Origin of the sequence: Bradyrhizobium sp. RDM12 (assembly GCF_051917485.1) — a bacterium.
Lineage (GTDB): Bacteria > Pseudomonadota > Alphaproteobacteria > Rhizobiales > Xanthobacteraceae > Bradyrhizobium.
In genome coordinates, this window is record NZ_CM133064.1 from 6,126,977 (window position 1) to 6,148,752 (window position 21,776).

The window sequence follows — 21,776 nt, forward strand, 5'->3', positions numbered from 1 at the left end:
GAAGCATTGGGCGGGTACGTGTGCTATCGAACCGATCAGGTCCAATTCCAAGTCACTCGAAGAGCTTCACCGGACCTTTGATTGCCTTCCACGCGTAATGTCCACCGGCCATGTAGCGGGCATCGAATCCGGCCTTGCGCAGCGCCGAAGCCGTCTGACATCCGATGTGGAAGCCGTAGACGCAGAACGTGACGACGGGCTCGGTCTTTGACAGGGTGCCGATCCAGTCCTCGAGGCGTTCGGGGTCGCGCCACACGGCGCCGTCCATGATGTCCTGGGCCTTCGTGGTGTAGTGCTTCGGCCGCGTGTCGATGATCTGAACCGGCGTCCCCGACTTCATCATGTCGCGGACTTCCTCGACGGAAATCGACGGCACGTCGCCAAACTCCTTTTGCTCGAGCGGCCGTGGAGGCGCGACCTTGATGGCATCCTCATAACGCTGCTTTACGGCGGACCAATCGATGTTGCGCATGAAGGCCGCGATGTAGGCGCTGGCGTTCGCGCCGAATTCCAGGTGGAAAGCGTGCTCATACATATCGAGGGCGAGGATCGGGACGCCGCCCGCGATGCTTTGACTGTGTTCCGACGCGATCTGATTGATGAGCCGTCCGTCGCGCGGAACATAGGTCAGCAACACCCAGCCCGAGCCACCTGCCAGTGCGGACCCGATGCCGACAAACTCCTGGCGCCAGCGATCCACGGATCCAAAATCCTTTGCGATGCCGCTTGCGAGGTCGTCCGGCACCACGCGCCCGTCGCCGCCGAGGCTCGCAAAATACAATTCGTGCAGAAGCGTAGAATTGAGCGCGACAATCTCGTCGCGCTTGAGCCGGGCAAGAGATGGGTTTGGAGCGTCACCGAGATCGAGGCGCTCAATCTCCTCGGAAATGGCGTTCAAACGGTTGAGCGCCCCCGTAGTTGTTTTCGTAGTGGCTTTCGATGAGGCGGGCGGAGATCCCGTTCAGCGTCCAGGGTCGGCAATGAAGCGGTGCCAGTTGGTAGCGCATCGCAATTCTCCTTTGGTGGTCTGAATTTTTCCAACAGTGGATGATTGAGACTTCGAAGGTTTCGGACAGGGGCATGCTATCGGTCTGCGTCCACAGGCCGACCTTCCCGCGTGGGCCCGGAAACCTTTTGTCAGTCGCGACAAAAAGCTCCTTGCCGTCGAAAAATATTGGCAAGCGGTCCCCGTTCGCCGAGACACCAAGTGTGTGCCGCGCCTCGCCCGACACGTTGATGTCCATGCTTCCGATCATCTCTCGCCGTCCGCGGGCGACGCGGTACAGGGTGACGCTGTTCTCGATTGCGTCGGCGCGTACTGCGCAGTGTTCTTCAGCCGATCTAAACCGAACGACAAGGCCGGCCGCCTGGTCGTTCTTGCCGTTGGTCAGGAAGCGCGTCGACACGTAGACGTCACGTCCGGAGAAGGGCCGGTAACAGGCGAACGCTAGGCGGCTATCGCTTGGCTCTGGGCCGGTCCGCGCCAATCCTCGACCGGCGTCGTTATCAATGATCGACCATTTAGGCGGACCGCCGTCGCCGGAGGCGCCAAAATCAAAATCGGCAAGCCGTCCTGCCGTATGGAACGTAACGGCATCGGAAGAGCTGCGCGATACCATCGGTCCGCGCGCAAACAAGAGCACGCAAATCGGTAGCAGGTAGGCGAAATAGAGCGCCCTCACGGCTTTGTCCTCCCGACGGGAGGCGTTGCGGATTCTGGAGTGCCGTTCGGCATCGGCAAGCCCCATTGCGCGCAGCGCAATCAAGAACCCGTCGCGTACTTCCGCCTCATCCCGGTAATAGACGGCGACCGAAGTCCCGCCCGCGAGATCGGCTCGGCAAAGCTCGTCTTGTCCGGAAAGGCTTTGCCGCCGGACGGCCGAGAATATGTCAGACTTCGCTGGCGCCATTGGCGCCTGATCGACATCGCCAGACGTCCGCTCAGAAGCAGACGGCAAAAGAAAATCAATGGGAGGGTGGGAGGCCGCCTTTCGTCCATGTGTGCAATTCCTCGACAAGTCGAGCGATGCACAGTTCTTGGACCGAAGCCTCAAGGGGCGACTGCATTTCCCCTAGGCACGTCATAATCCAGCGAAGCGAGAAATGCAATACATGCCGTGGTGTCTGGGCTCATCGAGCGCGTGGCCCGATCATCTTCCTCCTATCATCCATCCAGGTACCGCAGCAGGCCTAGACCGAATGTCACAGCGGGAGACAGAAGTCGGCGCCCCTATTGGCGGAGCGGATGGCCAGTCGCGCGGTGCGCGGATCCATCCTTCGCTGCGCCGGCGTGACGGTGTTCTGCCGCTGCAAGGCGCCAATGATATCCTGCGCTGATATGCCGAGGGTTGCGAGCTTGGCATAGGAAAACTCGACGAATATCTGTTCGGGACGTTCACCGAGGATGTTGATCTTCTTGACGCCGGGCACATGCAGAACATCCTGGCGAAGGTCTCGGCTTGCCCCGCAAGCTCCCGCATCGGCATACCCTTCGCCTTGAGGGCATAAAGGGCGAAACTCACGTCCGAATATTCATCATTGACGAAAGGGCCGAGCACCCCGGGCGGCAGGTTGCGGGCTTCATCTCCGAGCTTCTTGCGCGCCTGATAAAACTCTTCCTGCACGCTGGATGGTGGGGTGCTGTCCTTCAGCGTAACCGTCATATGGGCGTAACCCGGCCGTGTGGTCGTCTCCACCCGGTCGTACCAGGTCAGCTCCTGAATCCGCTTCTCCAGCGGTTCGGCCAGAGGTCCTGCATCTCACGCGCCGTTGCCCCCGGCCAAACCGTCGTAACCGTCAGGGTCTTGATGGTGAAGGAGGGATCCTCCGCCCGTCCAAGCATGAAGAAGGCGTAGGCGCCTACCCGCCAGCAGAAAGATGAACAACAGGGTGACGGCCCGTTCGCGAACCGCGATCGCGGAAAGATTGAGGTTCATCTGCTAACTTACGATTGGTTGGGCGGCAGCTTCCTTGAGGCCAGCTGCCGCTTGGGCGGCAAGCCCACGGGCGGCTTCCTGTGAATCTTGAAATTCCTCGAGTGCATGGACTCTGCCCCAGCGCAGGGTGAACACGTGGAGACCGCGGTTGACGTACGAGCCGGCGCCGTCGAGTAGCGTTGCGGTGCCGTCCCACTCGACAAACACGGTGGTGTTCCAGGGCCCGCCCTTCACCCAGGCGTTGTTGACCCTGATATGGAGAGTGGGCAGGACGCGTCCGAGCCTTTCGAACCAGCGGCGCAGGGCCGCTTTGTCGTGGCGCTCCTCGCCCAGCGCGTGATTGCCGGAAACACGGTGATGGATGTACGGCGCGACCGCCTTCACCGCTTCGTCCCAGCGATGGTTGTTGACATGGTCGAAGGTCTTTCGGATTTCCTGCTCGACGATGTAGCTGTACATGTGCTTCTCCAGCGGCTGGCGCGGAACGATTGAGACTCTTCAGTTGCTCCGGCTTTCAGCGACGGTCCGATCCTTTACCTGAAGGGTATCTCCACCGGCGACTTCTCGGAGGCGCTGGCGGCGCTGCTCGGCAAGGATGCTGCCGGGTTGTCGGCATCCGCCATCGGTCGGCTGAAGGACGGTTGGATCGACGAACACGCCGCGTGGCAGGGGCGTGATCTGTCGGCGAAGCGCTACGTTTACATCTGGGCCGATGGCATCCATCTGGAGGCGCGGCTCGAAGACGAAAAGCAGCGCATCCTGGTGCTGATCGGTGCGACGCCGGAATGCCGCAAGGAACTGGTCGGCTTCACCGATGGTTCCCGCGAGAGCGCGCACGACTGGGGCGATCTGCTGCGTGATCTGAAGCGGCGCGGGCTCGCCGTGCCTCCGCGGCTCGTCATCGCCGATGGAGCGCTCGGCTTCTGGAAAGCTGCCGGCGAGGTCTGGCCGAAAACGCGCGAGCAGCGCTGCTGGGTGCACAAGACCGCGAACGTGCTCGCCAAGTTGCCGAAGAGCCAGCAGCCGAAAGCCAAACGCGCGTTGCAGGAGATCTGGATGGCTGAAACGAAGGTCGCCGCCGAGCTGGCGTTCGGCGCCTTCATCGAGAGCTACGCGCTGAAATACGAAAAGGCGGCAGACTGCCTGAACAAGGATCGGGACACGCTGCTGGCTTTCTACGAGTTCCCGGCCGAGCACTGGAAACACTTGCGGACGACCAACCCCATCGAAAGCACCTTCGCCACCGTGCGCCACCGCACTATCCGATCGAAAGGCTGCCTATCCAACAGGACGGCGCTCGCGATGGTCTTCAAACTGCTTGAGGCCGCGCACAAAAGCTGGCGTCGTCTCGATGGCCACAACCAGTTGCCAAAACTCGTTCTTGGTGTGACATTCAACGACGGGATCGAGGTCGTCGCCAAGCCGACCGACCGTCAGCCCAAAACCGCCGCCGCCTGACCGGCCCGGCCGTCACCAAAATTTGGCGATAGCTCTTAGGCGGCACCCAGAATCTCGACAACTTCATAGAGATGGGGATCGATTTGATCGGTCAAGCTATCAAACTTGCGCCACTCCTTGCGAAACCCCGGCGATTGGTGGGCAGAATGCAGCTGTTCGCGATTTTGCCATTGGATGTAGTTGACGATGCGCCGACCGTCGAGGCTTCGATGCAAGCTGATCGATACAAAGCCCGGCTGGCGCGCCATGAATCGGGCTCGATCGGCCATCAGCGAGAGCGCCTCTTTCTGCTTGGCCGGTTCGGCTTCGACGATGGTGATCTGCGTGACTATCTGATTACCTGTTTGAATACGGGCCATGGGGCCACTCCTTCTCGGCTCAGGTTGCTCTTGAGCTCCCTCCGCCTCCAATGATGCTCATTCCGAAGGTTTGAACGCCCAAGCGGTAGCAAGAGTTCAAATCGGGTATCATCTCAATCCGTGGTCAGGTCTTCGCATCCGGTCGTTGGCATTTTCTGAGGAGGAACAACATGAAGCAACACACCCTCGAGGTCTTTTCTCCTGCGTTGATTGACCGGAGTTCGCTCGTGATCATCGGCAATGCGATGCCGCCCCCGCGATCCTGATGAAGATGAAGATGACGATGAGGAAGAAGAAGAAGAAGAAGAAGAAGAAGACCTCGACGACGAACCGCCGGCCGTGCGCGAGCCAGACGAAGACTAGACTAGCCGATCGTTGGCAGCCGGCGTTATAGTATCTCCCATGAGTTGGGTTGAGAAAGACGTAACACTGCTCAAAGAACTCTGGGCATTGGGACACAGCGCCACACAGATCGCGCGCGCACTGGGGTGTAGCCGTAACGCAGTTTGCGGGAGACTGACTCGATTGCGCCTGAAGCGAAGCGAAGGCCGGCGTTGTCGGCCGCCTGTTCCAGCCCGATGGAAAAGAATGTATCGAAACCGCTAGAGAGGCGGCAGCCCAATGAATTCAGCAAGCGCCAGCTTTACGCCATGCTAGCTGAGGCGGTCAAGAATACGGGCTAACGGCTCATCGCGACAGACAGCGAGACCGTGACGCGGCGAGGCCGTCCTCAACGGTCGACTGGCGCTCGCGATCACGCGTTGAGCGCGATCAACGAGGACGGTCTTGACCGCCGAGGTCGAGATCGATGCCGAGATACATGATCCCTGCAAGTCGTGGAGCGTCGATATGGACGACGGCACCGCAACATCGGATGGTCAATCATTCAAGAAGCCCGATATCGTCGAGGGAGACGCCGCATGCTGAAATCGATCGATCCGCTTTTGAATGCCGATGTTCTCTATGCGCTGCGGTCCATGGGGCATGGCGACGATCTCGTGCTCTGCGACACGAACTTTCCGGTCGACGCGGTCGCGCGCCAGACTGTGCTGGGGCGGCTGTTACGCATCGACAACGTCACCGCAAGCCGCGCCACGCGCGCAATCCTGTCGGTGCTGCCGCTCGACAGCTTCGTGGACAAGCCGGCATCCCGGATGGAGATCGTCGGCCAGCCCAACGAAATTCCGCCCGTGCAGAGCGAGGTCCAGGCCGAAATCGATGCGACCCAGGTCCGATCTTTTCGGATGGCCTCAGTCGAGCGCTTTGCATTCTACGAGCTTGCGAAGAGATCCTATTGCGTGATCCAGACCGGAGAGCGGCGCTTCTATGGTTGCTTCATCTTCAAGAAGGGCGTCATCCCGCCTGATGCAGCTTGAGGTGAACCCCTCAAACCGCCTGGACGACGGCATGGCCGTACGAGCCGTCTGACATAAATACGACGACGAGATGATGACACGCTCGCGGAACCTGCCCAGTCACGATCACCGCGACGGTGATCGGCGCTGCACTGCATCAATCATCTTGCAGCGCGGCATTGCGAAGACTCTGCTCTCGTTCGCGCATCGACGGCACGCACGGCCTCAACTTCACGCGCATTCGTTGACTTTGATATGTGCCGCTGCATACTCGAAACGGCCTCTGCCGCCATCGCCACGACGTAGAAGTCCGCCGAGCGTCACGTCATCGACGTGCTCGGGCGAAGTGGACTTCACAAAAGAAAGTCACGCAAAGAAGATCAAAAACGGGAGGGTATCGCGGTGAAACAGCACGATCACGTTCAGCATTCCGCATTCCAGCCGAACCGGCGAACGGTGCTGACAGGCGCGGCAAGCGCCGCAGCACTCGGCACCAGCGGCGCACTCGGCACGTTCTCGGAGCTCGCATCGGCGCAAACCAACCTGCGCGCGCAGATCACGCAAATTCCGGGTGTCGGCAAGGGCGCACCGACGGACGCCGACTGGCAGAAGGTCGGCGAGCTCTGCCTCGGCCCGACCAAGGCGAGCGTCAGGGAAGGCGAATTCAAGGGCGTCGAGCTCTCATTCATGGGGCTCAACAATCAGAACCTGCATAATCTCCTGTTCCGCGGCTTCCTCAAGCCGTGGGAAGCTTATACCGGTGCGAAAATCTCCTGGATCGATCTCGCCCAGGCCGACTACAACCCAAGGCTCCAGCAGGCGATCGCGACGAGCACGGTCGATTTCGACATCCTCGAGATGGGCGCGCCGTTCGAGGGCGATGTCTGTGGCAAGGGCCTGGCGTCGGAGATGCCGGACTGGGTCAAAAAGCAGATCGATATCGATGACTATGTCGACTATCTGAAGCCGCCGGTCGGAACCTGGAACGGCAAGACCTATCGCATCACCATCGATGGCGACTGCCACAACTTCAACTACCGCACCGACGTCTTCTCCGACGCAGCCCTTGCCAAGGCCTGGAAGGACGCCGGCAACACGGGCGAATGGGGCGTGCCAAAAACTTGGCAGCAGGTGCAGGCGGTGACGAAATTCCTCAAAGGCAAGAAGATCAAGAACCAGAACGCGTTCGGCTATCTCGATGCGCCAAAGCCCTGGGGCGGCTTCGGTTTCTATTTCCTCGGCAGCCGCGCCTCTGCCTACGCCAAACATCCCGACGACAAGGCTTGGCTGTTCGACATCGATACGATGAAGCCGCGCATCAACAATCCGGCCTGGGTGCGCGCTATCCAGGACGTCATTGACGCGCTGCCGTTCGAGCCGGCCGACCAGCTCAATGCCGATCCGAACACCACCGGCTTCCAGCAATTTCTCGCCGGCATCGGCTCGATGATCCCCTGGTGGGGCGACATCGGCCAGGTCGCCAAGGCGAGCGACACCTCGGTCATCGGCGACATCGTCGGCTTCGACATCCTGCCGGGATCGGACGATGTCTATAATTCCAAGACCGGACAATGGGACAGACTTGCGAGCGGTCCGAACCACGCGCCGAACTGCGCCTATCTCGGCTGGGGCGTCTACGTGATGGCCAGGGTCAATGGCGACGAGAAGAAGCACAAGGCTGCCTGGAGCGCGGCCGCGCATCTCGGCGGCAAAGATCTGTCGCTGTGGATGGTGATGTATCCGTCGGGCTTCCAGGCCCACCGCACCAGCCACTTCCAGTTCGACGAATGGGTGGCCGCGGGCTATGACCGCAAATATATCACCTCCTACCTCAACTCGCAGCTGGGCTCCTACAATCATCCGAACCGGGCGGTCGAGCCGCGCATCCCCGGCATCTTCCAGTACTACAGCATCGCTGAGGATGAGCTGACGAAGATTTTTGCCGGGAAGGTCGACGCGCAGACCGGCGCGAACAACATCGCCGCCGCATGGGAGAAGCTGACCGACCAGATCGGCCGCGAGCGGCAGATCGGACTCTACAAGGCCTCGCTCGGCGTGTAGCCGCAAGAGCATCACGAAGACCCTCGGCTGGCGCCGCTCTCGCGGTGCCAGCCGAAAACTTGCCCGGCGGCCGGCCGGGCATTCAGGATCGGCAGAGTTCGATTGCCATGCAGAATTCAGCTCCCGTGACCGACGACCTGCACCACCAGCCTGCGGTAGCGCGCGCGGCGGCCAGGCGGAAGGCCGCTGGCCGCGCGCTTGTCGCGGTGACGTCGCTCGGCTTCCCGCTTGTGTTCCTCGTCCAGATCCTGCACACGACCGGTGCGACCGCGGCCGGGTTCGCCGATTGGCGACCAGTCCTCATCGCCTATCTCATCTGGGCCCTCGGCTTCGCCATCGCCCAAGTGCTGATCCGCGGCGAGCGCGGCCAGCGCGCGCTGTTCCTGCTGCCCGCGGTGTTCTTCACCACTGCGGTGGTGATCTTCCCGACCATCTTCGGGATCTATATCGCCTCGCTCGACTGGAATCTTAGCTCGGTCGAAGGCCCGCGCTTCAGCGGCTTCGGCAATCTCGTCGGGATGCTCAACGACACCTATTACTGGAACGCGCTGGGCAACATGATCTTCTACGCGGTCGCAGTCCTCGGCGAGTACGCGATCGCGTTTGGCCTCGCGCTGCTGCTCAGCGCCGAGATCCGCGCTCGCAAGTTCTTCCGTGTGGTGTTCCTGCTGCCGATGATGCTGAGCCCTGTCGCGGTGAGCTGGATGATCGGCAAGTCGCTCCTCGAATATCGCTTCGGGCCCGCTGCGACGCTGGCGCGTTATCTTGGATGGGAGAACCCGGCGTTCTTCGCTTCGCCCTGGATGGCGCGCTTGAGCATCCAGGCGATGGACGCCTGGGTGTCGATCCCCTTCATCATGATCATCCTGCTCGCCGGCCTCCAGGCCATGCCGCGGGAGGTACAGGAGGCCGCCAAGGTCGATGGCGCCAACGGCTGGCAGACGTTCTGGCACGTCACCTTTCCGATCATGCTGCCGGTCAGCATCACCGTCCTCATCATCCGCATCATCTTCAAGCTGAAGCTTGCGGACATCGTAATCAACGTGACGGCCGGCGGGCCCGGGGGCGCGACCGACACCGTGTCGAGCTTCATCTATCGCGTGTACCGCGACCGCTCCAATGTCGGATACGGCACGGCACTCGCCATCGTCTATCTGGTGCTGATCATCGTCCTCCTGACGCTGCTCCTCCGCCTGTCCAAGCGTTGGACGCAGAGAGTCGTCTAGAACCAAGGAGTCCACGCGCGTGTCGATATCGACATCGGCATTGAAATCCGTCCGGCGGCATCCCGCGGCACCGCGCGCCAAGCGGGTGCTTGGCCGCGTGCTGATCTATGCCGCGCTCCTGTTCTGGACGTTCATTTGCCTGTTCCCGATTTACTGGACGGTGACGACATCTTTCAAATCGGCAGTCGACGTCACGCAGGCGCATCTGATCCCATGGGTCGATTTCCAACCAGATTGGAAGGGATGGCGCTCGCTCGGGCTGTCGCCAGACACGCTGTTCGGCACCTCAACCGCCCGCGCGGAGTTCACGAGCCGGTTCGTTAACAGCATCATCACCTCGGTAGGCGCGTCCCTGCTCGCGTTGATCCTCGGTTCGCTCGCGGCCTATGGCCTCAGCCGCTTCCGCTACAAATTCGCCTGGATGCGCAACGACGACATCCTGTTCTTCTTTATGTCGCAACTGATCTTGCCGCCGGTCGTGCTCGCCCTGCCCTTCCTCGTGCTCTACAAGGCGCTCGCACTGCTCGACACCCGCTTCGGCCTGATCCTGCTCTATACGCTTTCGGTCCTGCCCATCGTCATCTGGATCATGCGCGACCAGTTCAACGCGATCCCGATCGAGCTCGATGAAGCCGCGTTCGTCGATGGACTGTCGACCTGGGGCGCGTTCCTGCGCATCATCCTGCCGCTTGCAGTGCCCGGGATGATGGCCGCTTTCATCCTGTCGCTGGTGCTGTGCTGGAACGAGTATTTCTTCGCGGCTCTCCTCACCAGCACGGACGCAAAGACGCTGCCGGTGATGGTGGCGAGCCAGACCGGCTCGCAAGGCATCAACTGGTGGTCGATGGCGGCGCTGTCGACGGCGGCAATCGCCCCGCTCGTCTTGGTCGGCATCTTCCTCGAGCGCTACATTGTTAGCGGCCTGACGACGGGCGCGGGAAAGTAGCACGGCGGCAATTGTATCAAGCTGTGGCGACGGGCGCGACCGGCCGCACGCAACCTTGGATACGATGCTCGCCCCCGCGCGGACCTGACTATCCGCCGGTTGCTGCGCCGGATCAGCCGGCCGGCCGAACCGAACCACGAGGACGTGATGACGATGAGCGTGATCAAGACGCTCATGCTTCGCGACGAACCTCCACCAAAGCCTCTCGCGCAGCCAGCCCTCAAGGCCGGCGAGCTGCTTCTTCCGCTCAGGCGACTTGAACGGCTTCACACCGCCCGCCATCACATAGTCCTTGACCGTGTGATGGCTGCAGCCCAGCTCGCGGGCAATCCGCTTCAGACCCCACCCGCACGCCCTCAGGCGCAACATCTCCGCCACGTCATCCGGCGTCTTCATTACCTGCTCCCGTGGATCAATCCACGACGAGCCTTCAGTGATTCGTTCCTGCTTCATTCGCTCTCTCCTCGGCTATCCAAGGAGGGGGCAATTCCTCATGGCGCCGAGGGGGCAGTTTTCCATGGCGCGCGACAGCTTTTCCATGGAGACGAAGTTTAAGATAGATTTTACAGATCGATAAAGCCGTCGTGGAAAGGCGGGAGCACATTCTGCGGGCAAATAAAGAAATCGTTTACGTGAGGCTGGTCGGGTGAAATGAGTCGAGGCAGCCCTACCATTTAGCGACTCTCTTACCCGGCAGGGCTACCGAAGTCCCTATGATCAAGGGTGGCTGCCATAGCTGCTCTTTTACTTGCAGCGGCCAGTCTCGCGGACCAGCAGCTGTACTACGGGCGCTATACCGACGCGGCGCTGGGGCGTCTGCGCCAAATCCAACATTCATTCCGGCTGTAGGCAGGCGGCCCAGCCGTATTTATCGGTTTGCTACCGCCTCTGGATGATGTCGGGTGGCATAGTGGGCTCGGCTGGCGGCGTTGCTGCTTCGGTGCTCGCCCTGCGCGCCTTGTCGAAATACTCAAGGGCCAGGATATGCATCGCCCGCACCTTTGCGGCGTCGGGCTCCGCGAGCGCCATCCGGGCCGCGATCTCTGCTTATTTCACAAAAGTAATCGGCAGATGGAATGCCCAATTCCCCATACAGCCCAGTGTGAAATGACTGCTGCGGGGGTATTTCGTTCCGGGGAACGGTCTAGTCGGGAAGACGCGAGCAAATCTCGCGAATGACCCGGAACGGACGTTCACGCCTACGGCTTGACGTTCAAATTGATCTCGTACACCAAAGTCCGATGCGCAAAGATGCTTCAGATATCAGCGGTATCGCCGCTATGGTCGCCGCGACCGCGTTCTTCGTGGTCGGAGACAGCTTTATGAAGCTGGTCACCGAGGACCTTCCGCCTTTCGAGGTGCTCTTCTTGCGCAGCATCGCGGCCACTCTTGCCTGCGCGGTTCTGGTTACCTTTCGGCGCGAATGGAGCGCTATTTCTGGACTGCTCAACGCGCGCGCGCTGCTGAGGGCGGTCGGGGAAACGCTCTGCACGCTCTGCTATGTCGTGGCTCTTGCTCGCATGCCGATCGCCGATGTGATCGCCATTCTTCAGACGACGCCCCTGATCCTAATCCTCGGCGCGGCCTTTCTCTTGCGCGAAAGGATCGGTCCCACGCGCGTCGCCCTCGCGCTGGTCGGCTTCGCGGGCGCTCTGATGGTGGCACAGCCCAGCGCGAGCGGCCTCCCGTCCGCTGCCCTGCTCGCTTTTGCGGCTGCGCTGCTGGGCGCTGGGCGGATTTCGTCGGGCGTGGTGTACCCACCAACATTCCGGTAACGGTGGTGATCCTTGCGACTATGCTCATGATGATTATTACGGCAGGGATGATGTCTCTCGGTCTGGAGACATGGGTGGCACCGACTGATCGCCATCTCACCTTCCTCGGCGTCGCGGGGTCGTGCCTTGCCTTCGGGCATTTCGGGCTCATGCTCGCCTATTGGCTCGGCCGAACCGGCACCGTCGCGCCCTTCTTTACAGCTTCGCTCTTTGGGGAGTCCTCTCTGGCCTAATCGTCTGGGGTGAGTTGCCAACCCCCTCGCGCTCGCCGGTATTTCCCTGATCTCCAGCAGTGGCATTACCGTTCTCCTGCTCAACCAACGACGTGGTCGCAAGGAGATCGCGCTATCGGACGCGCCATAAAAAGGGACAAGCAAAGTTGCTAGTCAGAGATGCGATAAATGTCGCCCGTTGGCCCCTCGGCGAGGCGACGGCAGCCTCCGACAAGTCCGCTCGTCGAGCCGTCGCTGACCAGATTTGCTCAAGTTGAGTTCTTCGCGTTATGACCCATAGCGGGCTTTTTCGATCCCGATCATCAATAACAGCGCAGGTTTCGATTGCTGGCCGGGTTAGAGTGCGCCTGATGTCTGCGCTCCTTGATAGGAGTCTGAGTGGTGAATAATTGTTATGACGACATCCTGTCGCGAATACACGAGGAGCCAGTGTTCGACGAGCACGCGGTTCCTCGCTATTGCGTATTTCATCCCAGCAAGGTTGCAAACGCGTATGCAGATGAAGTTGCCCTTGCTGAAGTGACATGCCAAAGCTGCGCTCGGCTGTTTCGCGTTGCATTCGCCGCCAGAGCCCCGGCCGCGCACGCTAAGGACGAATGGCCTGCCGGCCCCATCGCGCGGGCCATCCGCGAAAAGACTTTGCATTACGGCGACCCGCCAAACGTCTGGTGTTGCCAAGCAGGCCCCACCGAAAACAGTGAGCCGCGGAGAGTCATTCAATACTGGCGCCAGGGCGATCCCAAATACGTTCGAGATGCAGAGCACGGCTGCCGTATCATCGCCGACCCCAAAGCTTATTTCACTTGGACGCGCTATCCTGAGTTCGAGATAGATATTTGTCCCGATTGGGTCCGCGGTTAAACCCGCCGTGTGCTCCTGGCCCTTCGGCGAAATGGCAGCATCGCTCCGCGACGTCCGCTCACCGAGGTATGGTGGACCAGTTTTGCTCAGGTTGAGTTCTTCGCATTTTGACCCATCTGCGACATGGGCAGGTTCAGCCGACCAGCTGGCAGTGCCCGCTGATGACAGTACCGTCGCGTTTATGCGCCTTAAGCGTGCCGTCGACGCGGTCGATGAAACCTTGCCAGACAGCGGTCGGGTCGAACAGATGTTGCCAAATGTTGCCGAGCGTAAGCGCCGTCTCAAAGAACAAGTGCGTATCCGTGACGTGGACGGCCAAATTGCATCCGAATGTCCGAGAGTGCATCGTCCCCTCGTCCAGATTAACGGTGACCTGTTCCCCGTTTATGTAGACCGAGTTGCGCTCGCTACCCGTAAGGCCCCGCGCCCAGCATTTCAGATCCATCGTCTCGGCATGTGCAGCCGTTGCAGCTAGCAGCGCTGCGACGATGATGGTTGCTTTCAGCTTAACAGTTATCTCGTCGCTTTGTAGCGGCCCTGCCGGGGGTGCGGACACGGCAGGACATTCGACGACTTTGCCGAAATTTCGGTGTCGCCTTCGAAGGATGTACTGAGGACTCAGTCGTTCAGAGATGAGCACGCGGCAATAGCCATCCCATGATCTTCTCATGCGGATCGCGACGACTGCGGACGAATGCTTTCTCGTTCTGCTGAGCGGCGGTCCTGGCGAATTCAGAAATCCCCTCCATAGACTGCCGTTTATCCTTCGGAAGCTTCGCCCATTGGCGAATGATCTTCCGGCGGGCTTCGCGTTGCTTTTCCCTTACGTCATGCATCGGTACGCTCCTTGAAGTGGATTGTTCCGGTTCGGCCTACTATGGTTTGGGCTCACTAGAACTTCAACGTCCAATCAAGAACTCTTAGCCCCTCTGATCGTGCAGCGCTATACACGGGAGCTAGTCTCATATTGGCTTTGCGGGCCGGCCGCCCTAGAATTGCGGCGATCGCAGGACGGGCGAAATGCAGTACGTTTGCGACGCGCCGAAGGGTAAGACCTGGTTCCGTATCGAGACGGAAGGTGAAGCGGCGCATGAGTCGCGCCTGATGAGCCACACAGTCGAGAAATATTTCTGCCGCGAGCGGGAGAAGGCAGTCCAGTCCTGGCGTCCGGAGCGGCCCAACGCGATCGAGCGCGACATCGGCCTCGAGGCCCATGTACAGCGAGAGATGCCGCTTTTCCTCACGTTGCGCGACAGGGAGGGCAATGCACTGACTACAGCGATGCTGCCACCGGGTGGCAAGGATCGCGGCGGGTTCCGGATCATCATCGTAGCCGCATCCAATGCCGATCCTTATCCTCAGCAGGAAGCGGCCATCGCTGCGCTGGGAGCGCATTTCGGTCTCACACTCGATCGCAACCGCTGCTTCCCCTACGGCCGCTAAGGAGCCTGACAAGTACCGCCGCTTGATTGGAGCGATGTCGGCTCATGGCCCATTGCGTCAGTTGCGGCATAGCGGTGATATGTCCGGAGCCAGGGATGGACTGGAAGTCCGGGTAAGATGGCCAGATGGACGCGAATGATCCGAACCGGACCTCGGGCGCCCGGCAGACACGGTTGGTCTATCAAAGTGGTCGGTTTGCTCGCTATGATGCGTCTCATGATCTTGGGGGCGAGCATGAGAAGGCGGGAGTTCATAACGCTTCTCGGCGGCGCAGCCGCTGGGTGGCCAGCCGCGCGCGCGCAACAGGCCGGACGACAGTATCGCATTGCAATCTTGGCACCTCCGGGATTGCAAGTCTTCCTCGATGAACTTGGCCGAGCCGGATTTGTGGAGGGCCGCAATCTTGAAATTGTCAGGCGCGACCTTGGCGCAGACACTGCTTCTTACGATCGCAAATGAGCTGATCAAAACGCGGCCGGATGTGCTCATGGTTACCGGTCCAGAAGCAGCGCGTGCTGCACAGAAATCAACTCAACGCACTCCTATCGTGGCGCTGGCAGATGACTTACTTGGCAGCAAGCTCGTCGCCTCCATGCCTCGTCCCGATGGAAACACAACGGGTGTCGCTATCTTTGCATTCCAGCTCGATGTAAAGCGATTGGAGCTGTTGCATGAGGCGCTTCCCAGAGTTCGAAGGATAGCCGTCTTGGCCGATCACGAGCCCATACGAAGCATCGACACTCTCGAAAATGCAGCCCGCGCATTCGGCGTTGAGATCGTTCCATTTACAGCGCGCTCTGAGGACCAAGTCTTTCGAGCGATAGATCGCATGGCGGCGACCTCGGTCGAAGCACTCAACATTTTGGCATCACCCATTCTATCGTCGTTCCGTTTGCTGATCCTTGACCATCTCGCGCTGCGCCGTCTGCCAGCCATTTGGCAGTGGCCTGAAGGGGCAGAGGACGGCGGCCTGATTGCGTATGGTCCTCGTCTCAGCGTGGTTTTTCGGCAATGCGCTCGTCAGGTCGCGAAGCTTTTGCGAGGTGCCAAGGTGGTTGATGTGCCTGTTGAGCAACCGACCGACTTTGAGTTGATCATCAATCTCAAAGCCGCGAAAGCGCTAGGCCTCGAAATCCCAGCGATACTGCTCGGCCGCGCCGACGAGGTGATTGAGTAGCCTCGCTTACTGGCCCATCAGAGAAGCAGCGGCGCACTTCATTGAGGTCCGCTCACCGAGGCATAGCAGATCAGATTTGCTCACGTTGAGTTCTTCGCATCTTGACCCTGAACGGACATTCCAGCTTCTCAAGTTATGCGCTAATATCAGCTTACCGACGACCAAAAAGCGCAGAGCATTGGAGGGCTTATGTCCCAGTTGAAACGTCTCGTTGCTTTCGTTGGATCGCTTATCGTAGCGTCTCCGAGTTTCGCGGAAGAGCGTGAAAAGGTTATCGGCATCTGGAAACTGGTTTCTCAAGAGATCGAAATTCAAGCCACCGGGCAAAAAGAACCCGTGTTCGGACATTCTCCTACGGGCTACGCGATTTTCACGGCCGAGGGCCGGGTGATGTTTGTCCTGACCGGAGAGGGGCGCAAGCCACCACAAACGGTCGAAGATCGCGCCGATCTGCTCAACAGCATGGCCGCCTACACCGGCATGTATCGTCTTGAGGGTGACAAATGGATTACGAAGGTCGATGTTGCTTGGAACCCTGAGTGGGTGGGCACTGAGCAAACACGCTTCTTCAAATTAGACGGTGATCGCCTTCAGGTCACCTCGACGTGGCGAATAATGCCCAACTGGGCAGATAAGGGGATGCAGAGGAGCCTCCTTGTGTTCGAAAAAAACGAAATAGAAGTTTGAGGGTAGCGCCCGGTTGCATTGCATAAGCCTCCTTTGGCACTTTGAGACGCATGTGGGTGCCCCCTTCGTGGTCATGCACCAGCCGCGAATAGATAGCCTGCCCTACGGTCCGGTCAGTTCGAATTTGGTGCAGCGCCGGAGCAACCTGAACTCCCAGTATTGCTTTGTTTGAGTCCGCCCTTCGCGCAGGAGGACATTTATGGCGCTATCTTCTACATTCTTGTCATCAAGCGGCAGCGGCTATGAAGCCCAGATGGGGCGCTGGAGCCGCCGCCTCGCGCCGTTGCTGATCGATTTCTCGGGTATCCGAGAAGGCAGTGTTGTTGATGTCGGCTGTGGCACCGGCAGCTTGACCTTTGCGCTCGCCCAAAATCCAGCCATTGCGAGCGTCACTGGAATTGATTTCTCAGCCCCCTAGGTCGAGCATGCAAAGACCCAGAACCGAGATCATCCTCGTGTCGCGTTAGAGGTTGGGGATGCCTGTGCGATGCCGTTCCCGGACGGCTCGTTCGATCATTCGATCTCCTCGTTGGTTATCCAATTCATCCCGGATTGCGGACGGGCTGTGTGTGAGATGCGCCGCGTCACGCGCCGGGGCGGCACAGTTGCGGCGGCCACCTGGGATGTGCGGGGCGGCTTCGTACCTTGGCGCATGTTCTTCGATACAGCATCAATGCTTGATCCCAATGCAGCCGAGCGCCGTGCTAAGGCGTGTGCTCGCCCTCTGGTAAAGCGTGAGGGCCTTTTGCGCGCCTGGATGGATGCCGGGCTTGCAGAGGTCGAGGTTGATGCGCTAACGATCCGAATGGACTTCTCGTCGTTCGATGATTTCTGGACGCCGCACGAAGGAAGCGACGGCCCTTTCGCGGACTATCTGGCGAGCAACACTGCAGCGTGGTGGCGGACTGGATCCCGGACGTGCTCATAACTCGAAAGCAAGAACTACGAGGAAGTTAGCGAATCTCGACTAGGCTTCCTAAGGCCATCATGAGCGCCCCGACGATCGCTTTGCGCCACAAGCTGCCATTCCAGAACCGTTCATTCCGCGAATTGAGCTCTGGCGACGATTGGCCGCGATCATTTTTGTGGAGACGAAAGCGGAGAGAGCCGCTGAGCTTTTAAAGTTCTGCGAACCCGAGCAGCGAGCGGTGACAACGACGGGCGCGGTATTCGCAGCTCCACCAGATCGATGAGACCAAACGCCGGCTTCGTCGCTTCGTCCGAAGGATCACAATCGCGCAGATTGGCGTAGTACGCTGCGCTACCCGTGAGTGATCGGATGCACACCAAATTGCGACATCACTCGCCCGCGTACGCCAAGCACCGGTTCAGTACAGCATTTGGTACAGCATGGTGGAAGGCCACCACGCTTAAATGCTGATTGTACTTCGCTTTTTGAGATGTCCCGGTCCAATCCATCATGGGCGCGACCGAGAATGGAAATTCGCAGAATCTCGTAGCTTTTTCAGTCATCTCAGTTGTATACAGTAGTTCCTGAATTTTTCTGTTTAGAGCCTGTCCTCAATTAGAGGATTGAACGAAGCCGCTGCCGCGGCGTGAGGGGCAAGGTAGCGTAGATCGCCTCCTGGCTGAGAGGATGTGGGTGTTGGAGCCCACCCCCTCAGACAGGAGTATCGAGATGGCCGATTTGAGCCCTCTTCGCCGCCGCATGATCGAAGACATGACCGTCCGCAATCTGTCGCCGGCGACGCAACGATCCTACATCAGCGCGGTTTCGAAGTTCAGCCGCTATTTTGGCCGATCGCCTGACCGGTTAGAGCTGGAAGACGTCCGCGCCTTCCAGGTGCATCTGGTCTCGACCGGCATCTCATGGCCGGCGCTGAACCAGATTGTCTGTGCGCTACGGTTTTTCTACGGCGTCACGCTCGGCGAGGCGCTCATCCCGGAGCGCATTCCCTATGCGCGAGAACCGCGCAAGCTGCCGGTCGTTCTCAGCGCCGACGAAGTGGTGCAGTTCCTCGAGGCCGTGTCCAGCCTGAAGAGCCGCGCCGCGCTCACCACCGCCTATGCGGCCGGGCTCAGGGCCTCCGAGGTCGCGGGACTGCGGATCGAAGACATCGACAGCGCCCGCGGCGTCATCCAGGTGCGCCACGGCAAGGGCGCGAAGGATCGCAACGTGATGCTGTCGCCCCAGCTGCTGGGCATCCTGCGCACCTACTGGCGGCTCGCCCGGCCGCGGCTTTATCTGTTCCCTGGTCGTGACGAAGATCATCCGATTGATCCGACCGTGTTGCACGCCGCCTGCCGCTCGGCGGTGAAGGCCGCGGGCCTGACCAAGCGCGTCACGCTGCACACGCTGCGCCACAGCTTCGCGACGCATCTTCTCGAGAACGGAACCGACATTCGGATCATCCAGGTTTTGCTCGGGCACAATAATTTGTCGTCGACGGCGCGCTATACGCAGGTCGCCACTCATACCATCCGGGCGACGCAGAGCCCGCTCGACCGCCTGTCGCTGGAGGTGACGCCATCTGGATGATCAGCGGCGGGATGCGGGTGATGATCCGCCCCGACAGCCGCTGCAACAGGCCCGCCATCGAGATTGCCGATATTCTGCGCCGGCATGGCGACACCTATCGCCGTGTACATGCCGGTCATCTCGGTCGGGTCGAGCGGCGCGTGATGAGCGCGATCGTGGCGTGCCGGACCGAGGCGCTCGGCGGCCACATGGAGGCTTGCGACGACTGCGGCACGACACGCGTCGCCTACAATTCTTGCCGCAACCGGCACTGTCCGAAGTGTCAGGGGCCAGACCGAGCCGCGTGGCTCGCCGCGCGAGAAGCCGACCTGCTGCCGGTTCCCTATTTCCACGTCGTCTTCACACTGCCGACTCTGATCGCCGCGATCGCCTTTCAGAACAAGGCCATCGTTTATGCGATCCTGTTCAAAGCCGCCACCGAGGCAATGTCGACGCTCGCCGCCAATCCACGCCGGCTCGGCGCCGGGATCGGCGTCGTCGCCGTCCTCCACACCTGGGGGCAGGCGCTGACGCACCATCCCCACGTCCACTGCGTCGTGCCGGGCGGCGGCCTCTCGCCCGATAACGCGCACTGGATCGCCAGCCGACCAAACTTCTTCCTGGCCGTCAAACCGCTCGCCCGGCTGTTCAGACGCCTGTTCCTCGAACGTCTGACCGCCGCCTTCGACGCCGGCACCCTGAACTTCTTCGGCGATCTCGCATCCCTGGCCGAGCCTGCTGCCTTCGCAGCTCATCTCGTCGCTATGCGGCGCATCAGCTGGGTTGTCTACGCCAAGCGGCCGTTCGGCGGCCCTGCGCAGGTGCTGGCCTATCTCGGCCGCTATACCCATCGCGTTGCAATAGCCAACAGCCGGCTCGTAGCCCTCGACGAGGATCACGTCGCCTTTACCTGGAAGGACTACCGCCAGAACGGCGCGACAAAGATCATGAAGCTCAAGGCCGACGAGTTCATCCGCCGCTTCCTTCTTCACACGTTGCCCGACGGCTTCCACCGCATCCGCCATTTCGGCTTCATGGCTAACCGCCATCGCGCCGCCAGGCTCGCGCTTTGCCGTGCCCTTCTTGATCATGAGCGGACAGCGCCAAACAATATTGAGGCGTCGCCCGTGAGTTCGGACCCTCCGACGCGGGCCGAGGTTCCTCCTGTCCCGATTGTGGCGGCGTCATGCGCATCGTCGAGCGCTTTCGACACAGCTTCAATTGCTCCAGCCCTCGAACATCACCGTTCCAGTGCGACACATCGTGAGCCAGCTCATGCCATGTACGACAATCATCATGTGTCATCCCACTCCCAGCGGCTCGATCATCGTGGACGCTGTCGAATCCGTGCTGCCACATTGTGCGACAACAACCGCCCGATGCAGCGCTCCGCCCATCGCCACCGCTCGCAAAGCGCGTCTGATCCCAATCCATTGCCGATGCGCACATCTCGTGTCGCTGCCGCACACGCCGAGCCGGCAGACCGGACCTCGCGATCTCCAACAATCCCCATAGCTGCAAAACCGCGCATAACCGCCCGCGCCTTCGTTCAATCCGGCTTCAATGAGGTCGCACAACTGCACCTGCCGCACCATCGCGTGAACGCGACCTCACAGAACCCTCCAGATTCCCAAGCAGATTATCGCGTGATTCATAGGCGGTCAGCTGATTCGGAGCTGACAGATGCGCCGCTACGCCCTTCGGGACGATCAATGGGACAGGATCAAGGATATTTTGCCCGGGCGTGAAGGGCACGTGGGGGTAACGGCCAGGGACAATCGGCTGTTTGTAGAGGCGGTAATCTACCGCTATCGGGCCGGCATTCCTTGGCGGGACTTGCCGGAACGCTTTGGCGACCCGATCAAGATCCATACGCGCTTTCACGCTGCGCCGTGCGCGAGGCTCGCCAGCCCACGATCCTGCGGGCATAGGCGTCGATCACAAAGGCGACGTAGACAAAGCCCGTCCAGGTCGCGACATAGGTGAAGTCGGAGAGCCAGAGGACGTTCGGCCTTGGCGCCTTGAATTGGCGGTTGACGTGATCCAGCGGGCATGGCGCGGCCTTGTCGCTGATCGTGGTTTTGACCGGCTTGCCGCGGATAACACCTTGCAAACCCATGTCCCTCATTAGTCGCGACACGGTGCAACGGGCAACATCGAAGCCTTCGCGCTTGAGCTGCCGCCAGACCTTGCGCACGCCATAGACGGAGAAGTTCTCATCGAACACGCGCCGGACTTCAATCTTCAACCTGACATCCTGCCTGGCGCGCGCCGACAGCTTGGCCGGATCGCGCCGTTTGGCCACATGGGCGTGGTAGGTCGAGGGGGCGATCGGCAAGACCTTGCAGATCGGCTCGACCCCATGCGCCCCACGATGATCGTCAATGAAGGCGATCATGGCTTGGACCGGCGGTCGAGCTCCGCCATCGCAAAATATGCGCTTGCCTTGCGCAAGATCTCGTTGGCCTGCCGAAGCTCGCGGTTCTCTCGCTCCAGGGCCTTCAGCCTCTCGGCCGTGTCCGTCGGAACGCCGGCCCGCTGCCCGCTATCGACCTCGGCCTTCTTGACCCAGTCATGCAGCGTCTGCGGCGTGCAGCCGATCTTGGCCGCGATCGACGTCACTGCCGTCCACCGCGACGGGTGCTCGCCGGCGTGATCCAGAACCATCCGAACCGCTCGGGTCCGGACCTCGGATGAGAACTTGTTCGTCGTCTTGCTCGTCATGGCTCCATCCTCTCAGAAGTTGGAGCCTCCGGCAAACCCGGGGCGGTTCAGTCAGC

General features: G+C 60.5%; 20 protein-coding genes, 7 pseudogenes and 1 other annotated feature. Of the genes and pseudogenes, 18 read left to right on the forward strand and 9 right to left on the reverse strand.

The window, feature by feature from the left end:
* Positions 1-52: 52 nt before the first annotated feature.
* The 4 genes and pseudogenes from ACTGJ9_RS30035 to ACTGJ9_RS30050 all read right to left on the reverse strand — a co-directional run bounded on the left by ACTGJ9_RS30035 (position 53) and on the right by ACTGJ9_RS30050 (position 3,395).
* The gene (locus ACTGJ9_RS30035) at positions 53-898 is read right to left on the reverse strand and encodes a Fe-Mn family superoxide dismutase (protein ID WP_456674016.1); all 846 of its coding nucleotides are present in this window, start codon (positions 896-898) and stop codon (positions 53-55) included.
* Entirely contained in the window at positions 873-1,910 is a 1,038-nt protein-coding gene (locus ACTGJ9_RS30040; protein WP_456674017.1) for a hypothetical protein, read from the reverse strand. The genes ACTGJ9_RS30035 and ACTGJ9_RS30040 overlap by 26 nt, the downstream gene beginning before the upstream one ends.
* A 331-nt stretch (positions 1,911-2,241) precedes the next feature.
* Positions 2,242-2,936: pseudogene (locus ACTGJ9_RS30045) on the reverse strand (efflux RND transporter permease subunit); the annotation flags it as partial.
* A 3-nt stretch (positions 2,937-2,939) separates the two neighbouring features.
* Positions 2,940-3,395 (reverse strand): nuclear transport factor 2 family protein, encoded by a 456-nt coding sequence (locus ACTGJ9_RS30050; RefSeq protein WP_456674018.1) that lies wholly within the window; start codon positions 3,393-3,395, stop codon positions 2,940-2,942.
* A gap of 66 nt (positions 3,396-3,461) precedes the next feature.
* On the opposite strand from ACTGJ9_RS30050, the pseudogene ACTGJ9_RS30055 reads away from it, so the two are divergent.
* Positions 3,462-4,394, forward strand: a pseudogene (locus ACTGJ9_RS30055) (IS256 family transposase); the annotation flags it as partial.
* Between the two features lie 35 nt (positions 4,395-4,429).
* Here the strand turns inward: ACTGJ9_RS30055 and ACTGJ9_RS30060 are convergent.
* Positions 4,430-4,753, reverse strand: a complete 324-nt coding sequence (locus tag ACTGJ9_RS30060) for an antibiotic biosynthesis monooxygenase family protein (RefSeq protein WP_409192442.1) — start codon at positions 4,751-4,753, stop codon at positions 4,430-4,432.
* A gap of 240 nt (positions 4,754-4,993) precedes the next feature.
* On the opposite strand from ACTGJ9_RS30060, the gene ACTGJ9_RS30065 reads away from it, so the two are divergent.
* From ACTGJ9_RS30065 to ACTGJ9_RS30095, 7 genes are all read left to right on the forward strand, one after another.
* Positions 4,994-5,116 (forward strand): hypothetical protein, encoded by a 123-nt coding sequence (locus ACTGJ9_RS30065; RefSeq protein WP_456674019.1) that lies wholly within the window; start codon positions 4,994-4,996, stop codon positions 5,114-5,116.
* 39 nt (positions 5,117-5,155) lie between these two features.
* Complete coding sequence (locus ACTGJ9_RS30070) at positions 5,156-5,359, forward strand: GcrA family cell cycle regulator (RefSeq protein WP_456674020.1); 204 nt, start codon at positions 5,156-5,158, stop codon at positions 5,357-5,359.
* Between the two features lie 180 nt (positions 5,360-5,539).
* Positions 5,540-5,680, forward strand: coding sequence for a hypothetical protein (locus tag ACTGJ9_RS30075; protein WP_456678779.1), 141 nt, complete (start codon positions 5,540-5,542; stop codon positions 5,678-5,680).
* Complete coding sequence (locus ACTGJ9_RS30080; RefSeq protein WP_456674021.1) at positions 5,674-6,129, forward strand: RbsD/FucU family protein; 456 nt, start codon at positions 5,674-5,676, stop codon at positions 6,127-6,129. The genes ACTGJ9_RS30075 and ACTGJ9_RS30080 overlap by 7 nt, the downstream gene beginning before the upstream one ends.
* A 381-nt stretch (positions 6,130-6,510) precedes the next feature.
* The gene (locus ACTGJ9_RS30085; protein WP_456674022.1) at positions 6,511-8,169 is read left to right on the forward strand and encodes a sugar ABC transporter substrate-binding protein; all 1,659 of its coding nucleotides are present in this window, start codon (positions 6,511-6,513) and stop codon (positions 8,167-8,169) included.
* Between the two features lie 125 nt (positions 8,170-8,294).
* Positions 8,295-9,395, forward strand: a complete 1,101-nt coding sequence (locus ACTGJ9_RS30090; protein ID WP_456674023.1) for a carbohydrate ABC transporter permease — start codon at positions 8,295-8,297, stop codon at positions 9,393-9,395.
* Positions 9,396-9,480: 85 nt separating this feature from the next.
* Positions 9,481-10,341 carry a carbohydrate ABC transporter permease gene (locus tag ACTGJ9_RS30095; protein ID WP_456678676.1) on the forward strand — a complete coding sequence of 287 codons (861 nt, stop codon included), beginning with the start codon at positions 9,481-9,483 and terminating at the stop codon, positions 10,339-10,341.
* A gap of 330 nt (positions 10,342-10,671) precedes the next feature.
* On the opposite strand, the pseudogene ACTGJ9_RS30100 reads toward ACTGJ9_RS30095, so the two are convergent.
* Positions 10,672-10,794: pseudogene (locus ACTGJ9_RS30100) on the reverse strand (hypothetical protein); the annotation flags it as partial.
* A 788-nt stretch (positions 10,795-11,582) separates the two neighbouring features.
* On the opposite strand from ACTGJ9_RS30100, the gene ACTGJ9_RS30105 reads away from it, so the two are divergent.
* The 3 genes from ACTGJ9_RS30105 to ACTGJ9_RS30115 all read left to right on the forward strand — a co-directional run bounded on the left by ACTGJ9_RS30105 (position 11,583) and on the right by ACTGJ9_RS30115 (position 13,210).
* Complete coding sequence (locus ACTGJ9_RS30105) at positions 11,583-12,116, forward strand: DMT family transporter (protein WP_456674024.1); 534 nt, start codon at positions 11,583-11,585, stop codon at positions 12,114-12,116.
* A gap of 74 nt (positions 12,117-12,190) precedes the next feature.
* Positions 12,191-12,349, forward strand: coding sequence for a hypothetical protein (locus ACTGJ9_RS30110; protein WP_456674025.1), 159 nt, complete (start codon positions 12,191-12,193; stop codon positions 12,347-12,349).
* Positions 12,350-12,778: 429 nt separating this feature from the next.
* A complete protein-coding gene (locus ACTGJ9_RS30115) occupies positions 12,779-13,210 on the forward strand; it encodes a hypothetical protein (protein ID WP_456674026.1) in 432 nt (143 codons plus the stop codon).
* A gap of 133 nt (positions 13,211-13,343) precedes the next feature.
* Here the strand turns inward: ACTGJ9_RS30115 and ACTGJ9_RS30120 are convergent, their stop codons facing one another.
* Positions 13,344-13,850 (reverse strand): hypothetical protein, encoded by a 507-nt coding sequence (locus tag ACTGJ9_RS30120; RefSeq protein WP_456674027.1) that lies wholly within the window; start codon positions 13,848-13,850, stop codon positions 13,344-13,346.
* Entirely contained in the window at positions 13,837-14,046 is a 210-nt protein-coding gene (locus tag ACTGJ9_RS30125; protein ID WP_011087399.1) for a hypothetical protein, read from the reverse strand. The genes ACTGJ9_RS30120 and ACTGJ9_RS30125 overlap by 14 nt, the downstream gene beginning before the upstream one ends.
* A gap of 184 nt (positions 14,047-14,230) precedes the next feature.
* Here ACTGJ9_RS30125 and ACTGJ9_RS30130 point away from each other — a divergent pair, with 184 nt between their 5' ends.
* From ACTGJ9_RS30130 to ACTGJ9_RS30160, 7 genes and pseudogenes are all read left to right on the forward strand, one after another.
* Complete coding sequence (locus ACTGJ9_RS30130; protein ID WP_011087400.1) at positions 14,231-14,653, forward strand: hypothetical protein; 423 nt, start codon at positions 14,231-14,233, stop codon at positions 14,651-14,653.
* A 364-nt stretch (positions 14,654-15,017) separates the two neighbouring features.
* Positions 15,018-15,830: an ABC transporter substrate-binding protein gene (locus tag ACTGJ9_RS30135; protein ID WP_456674028.1), complete on the forward strand. Its 813-nt coding sequence runs from the start codon at positions 15,018-15,020 to the stop codon at positions 15,828-15,830.
* A gap of 189 nt (positions 15,831-16,019) precedes the next feature.
* Entirely contained in the window at positions 16,020-16,517 is a 498-nt protein-coding gene (locus ACTGJ9_RS30140) for a lipocalin-like domain-containing protein (protein ID WP_456674029.1), read from the forward strand.
* A gap of 253 nt (positions 16,518-16,770) precedes the next feature.
* Positions 16,771-17,445: pseudogene (locus ACTGJ9_RS30145) on the forward strand (class I SAM-dependent methyltransferase).
* 711 nt (positions 17,446-18,156) lie between these two features.
* Positions 18,157-19,017, forward strand: coding sequence for a tyrosine-type recombinase/integrase (locus tag ACTGJ9_RS30150; RefSeq protein ID WP_354266888.1), 861 nt, complete (start codon positions 18,157-18,159; stop codon positions 19,015-19,017).
* Between the two features lie 20 nt (positions 19,018-19,037).
* A pseudogene (locus ACTGJ9_RS30155) lies at positions 19,038-20,263 on the forward strand (IS91 family transposase).
* A gap of 416 nt (positions 20,264-20,679) precedes the next feature.
* Positions 20,680-20,877: pseudogene (locus ACTGJ9_RS30160) on the forward strand (transposase); the annotation flags it as partial.
* A gap of 7 nt (positions 20,878-20,884) precedes the next feature.
* On the opposite strand, the pseudogene ACTGJ9_RS30165 reads toward ACTGJ9_RS30160, so the two are convergent.
* Positions 20,885-21,720 (reverse strand): annotated as a pseudogene (locus ACTGJ9_RS30165) (IS3 family transposase); the annotation flags it as partial.
* Positions 21,320-21,436, reverse strand: a sequence feature (AL1L pseudoknot). (Overlaps the previous pseudogene by 117 nt.)
* Positions 21,721-21,776: the final 56 nt, after the last annotated feature.

Bases quoted from the DNA above. Each gene is read 5' to 3' on its own strand.
- ACTGJ9_RS30040 (WP_456674017.1), bottom strand. From the start codon at position 1,910: ATGGCGCCAGCGAAGTCTGACATATTCTCGGCCGTCCGGCGGCAAAGC.
- ACTGJ9_RS30050 (WP_456674018.1), bottom strand. From the start codon at position 3,395: ATGTACAGCTACATCGTCGAGCAGGAAATCCGAAAGACCTTCGACCAT.
- ACTGJ9_RS30060 (WP_409192442.1), bottom strand. From the start codon at position 4,753: ATGGCCCGTATTCAAACAGGTAATCAGATAGTCACGCAGATCACCATC.
- ACTGJ9_RS30065 (WP_456674019.1), top strand. From the start codon at position 4,994: ATGCGATGCCGCCCCCGCGATCCTGATGAAGATGAAGATGACGATGAG.
- ACTGJ9_RS30070 (WP_456674020.1), top strand. From the start codon at position 5,156: ATGAGTTGGGTTGAGAAAGACGTAACACTGCTCAAAGAACTCTGGGCA.
- ACTGJ9_RS30080 (WP_456674021.1), top strand. From the start codon at position 5,674: ATGCTGAAATCGATCGATCCGCTTTTGAATGCCGATGTTCTCTATGCG.
- ACTGJ9_RS30105 (WP_456674024.1), top strand. From the start codon at position 11,583: ATGCGCAAAGATGCTTCAGATATCAGCGGTATCGCCGCTATGGTCGCC.
- ACTGJ9_RS30125 (WP_011087399.1), bottom strand. From the start codon at position 14,046: ATGCATGACGTAAGGGAAAAGCAACGCGAAGCCCGCCGGAAGATCATT.
- ACTGJ9_RS30130 (WP_011087400.1), top strand. From the start codon at position 14,231: ATGCAGTACGTTTGCGACGCGCCGAAGGGTAAGACCTGGTTCCGTATC.
- ACTGJ9_RS30135 (WP_456674028.1), top strand. From the start codon at position 15,018: ATGAACTTGGCCGAGCCGGATTTGTGGAGGGCCGCAATCTTGAAATTG.
- ACTGJ9_RS30140 (WP_456674029.1), top strand. From the start codon at position 16,020: ATGTCCCAGTTGAAACGTCTCGTTGCTTTCGTTGGATCGCTTATCGTA.
- ACTGJ9_RS30150 (WP_354266888.1), top strand. From the start codon at position 18,157: ATGGCCGATTTGAGCCCTCTTCGCCGCCGCATGATCGAAGACATGACC.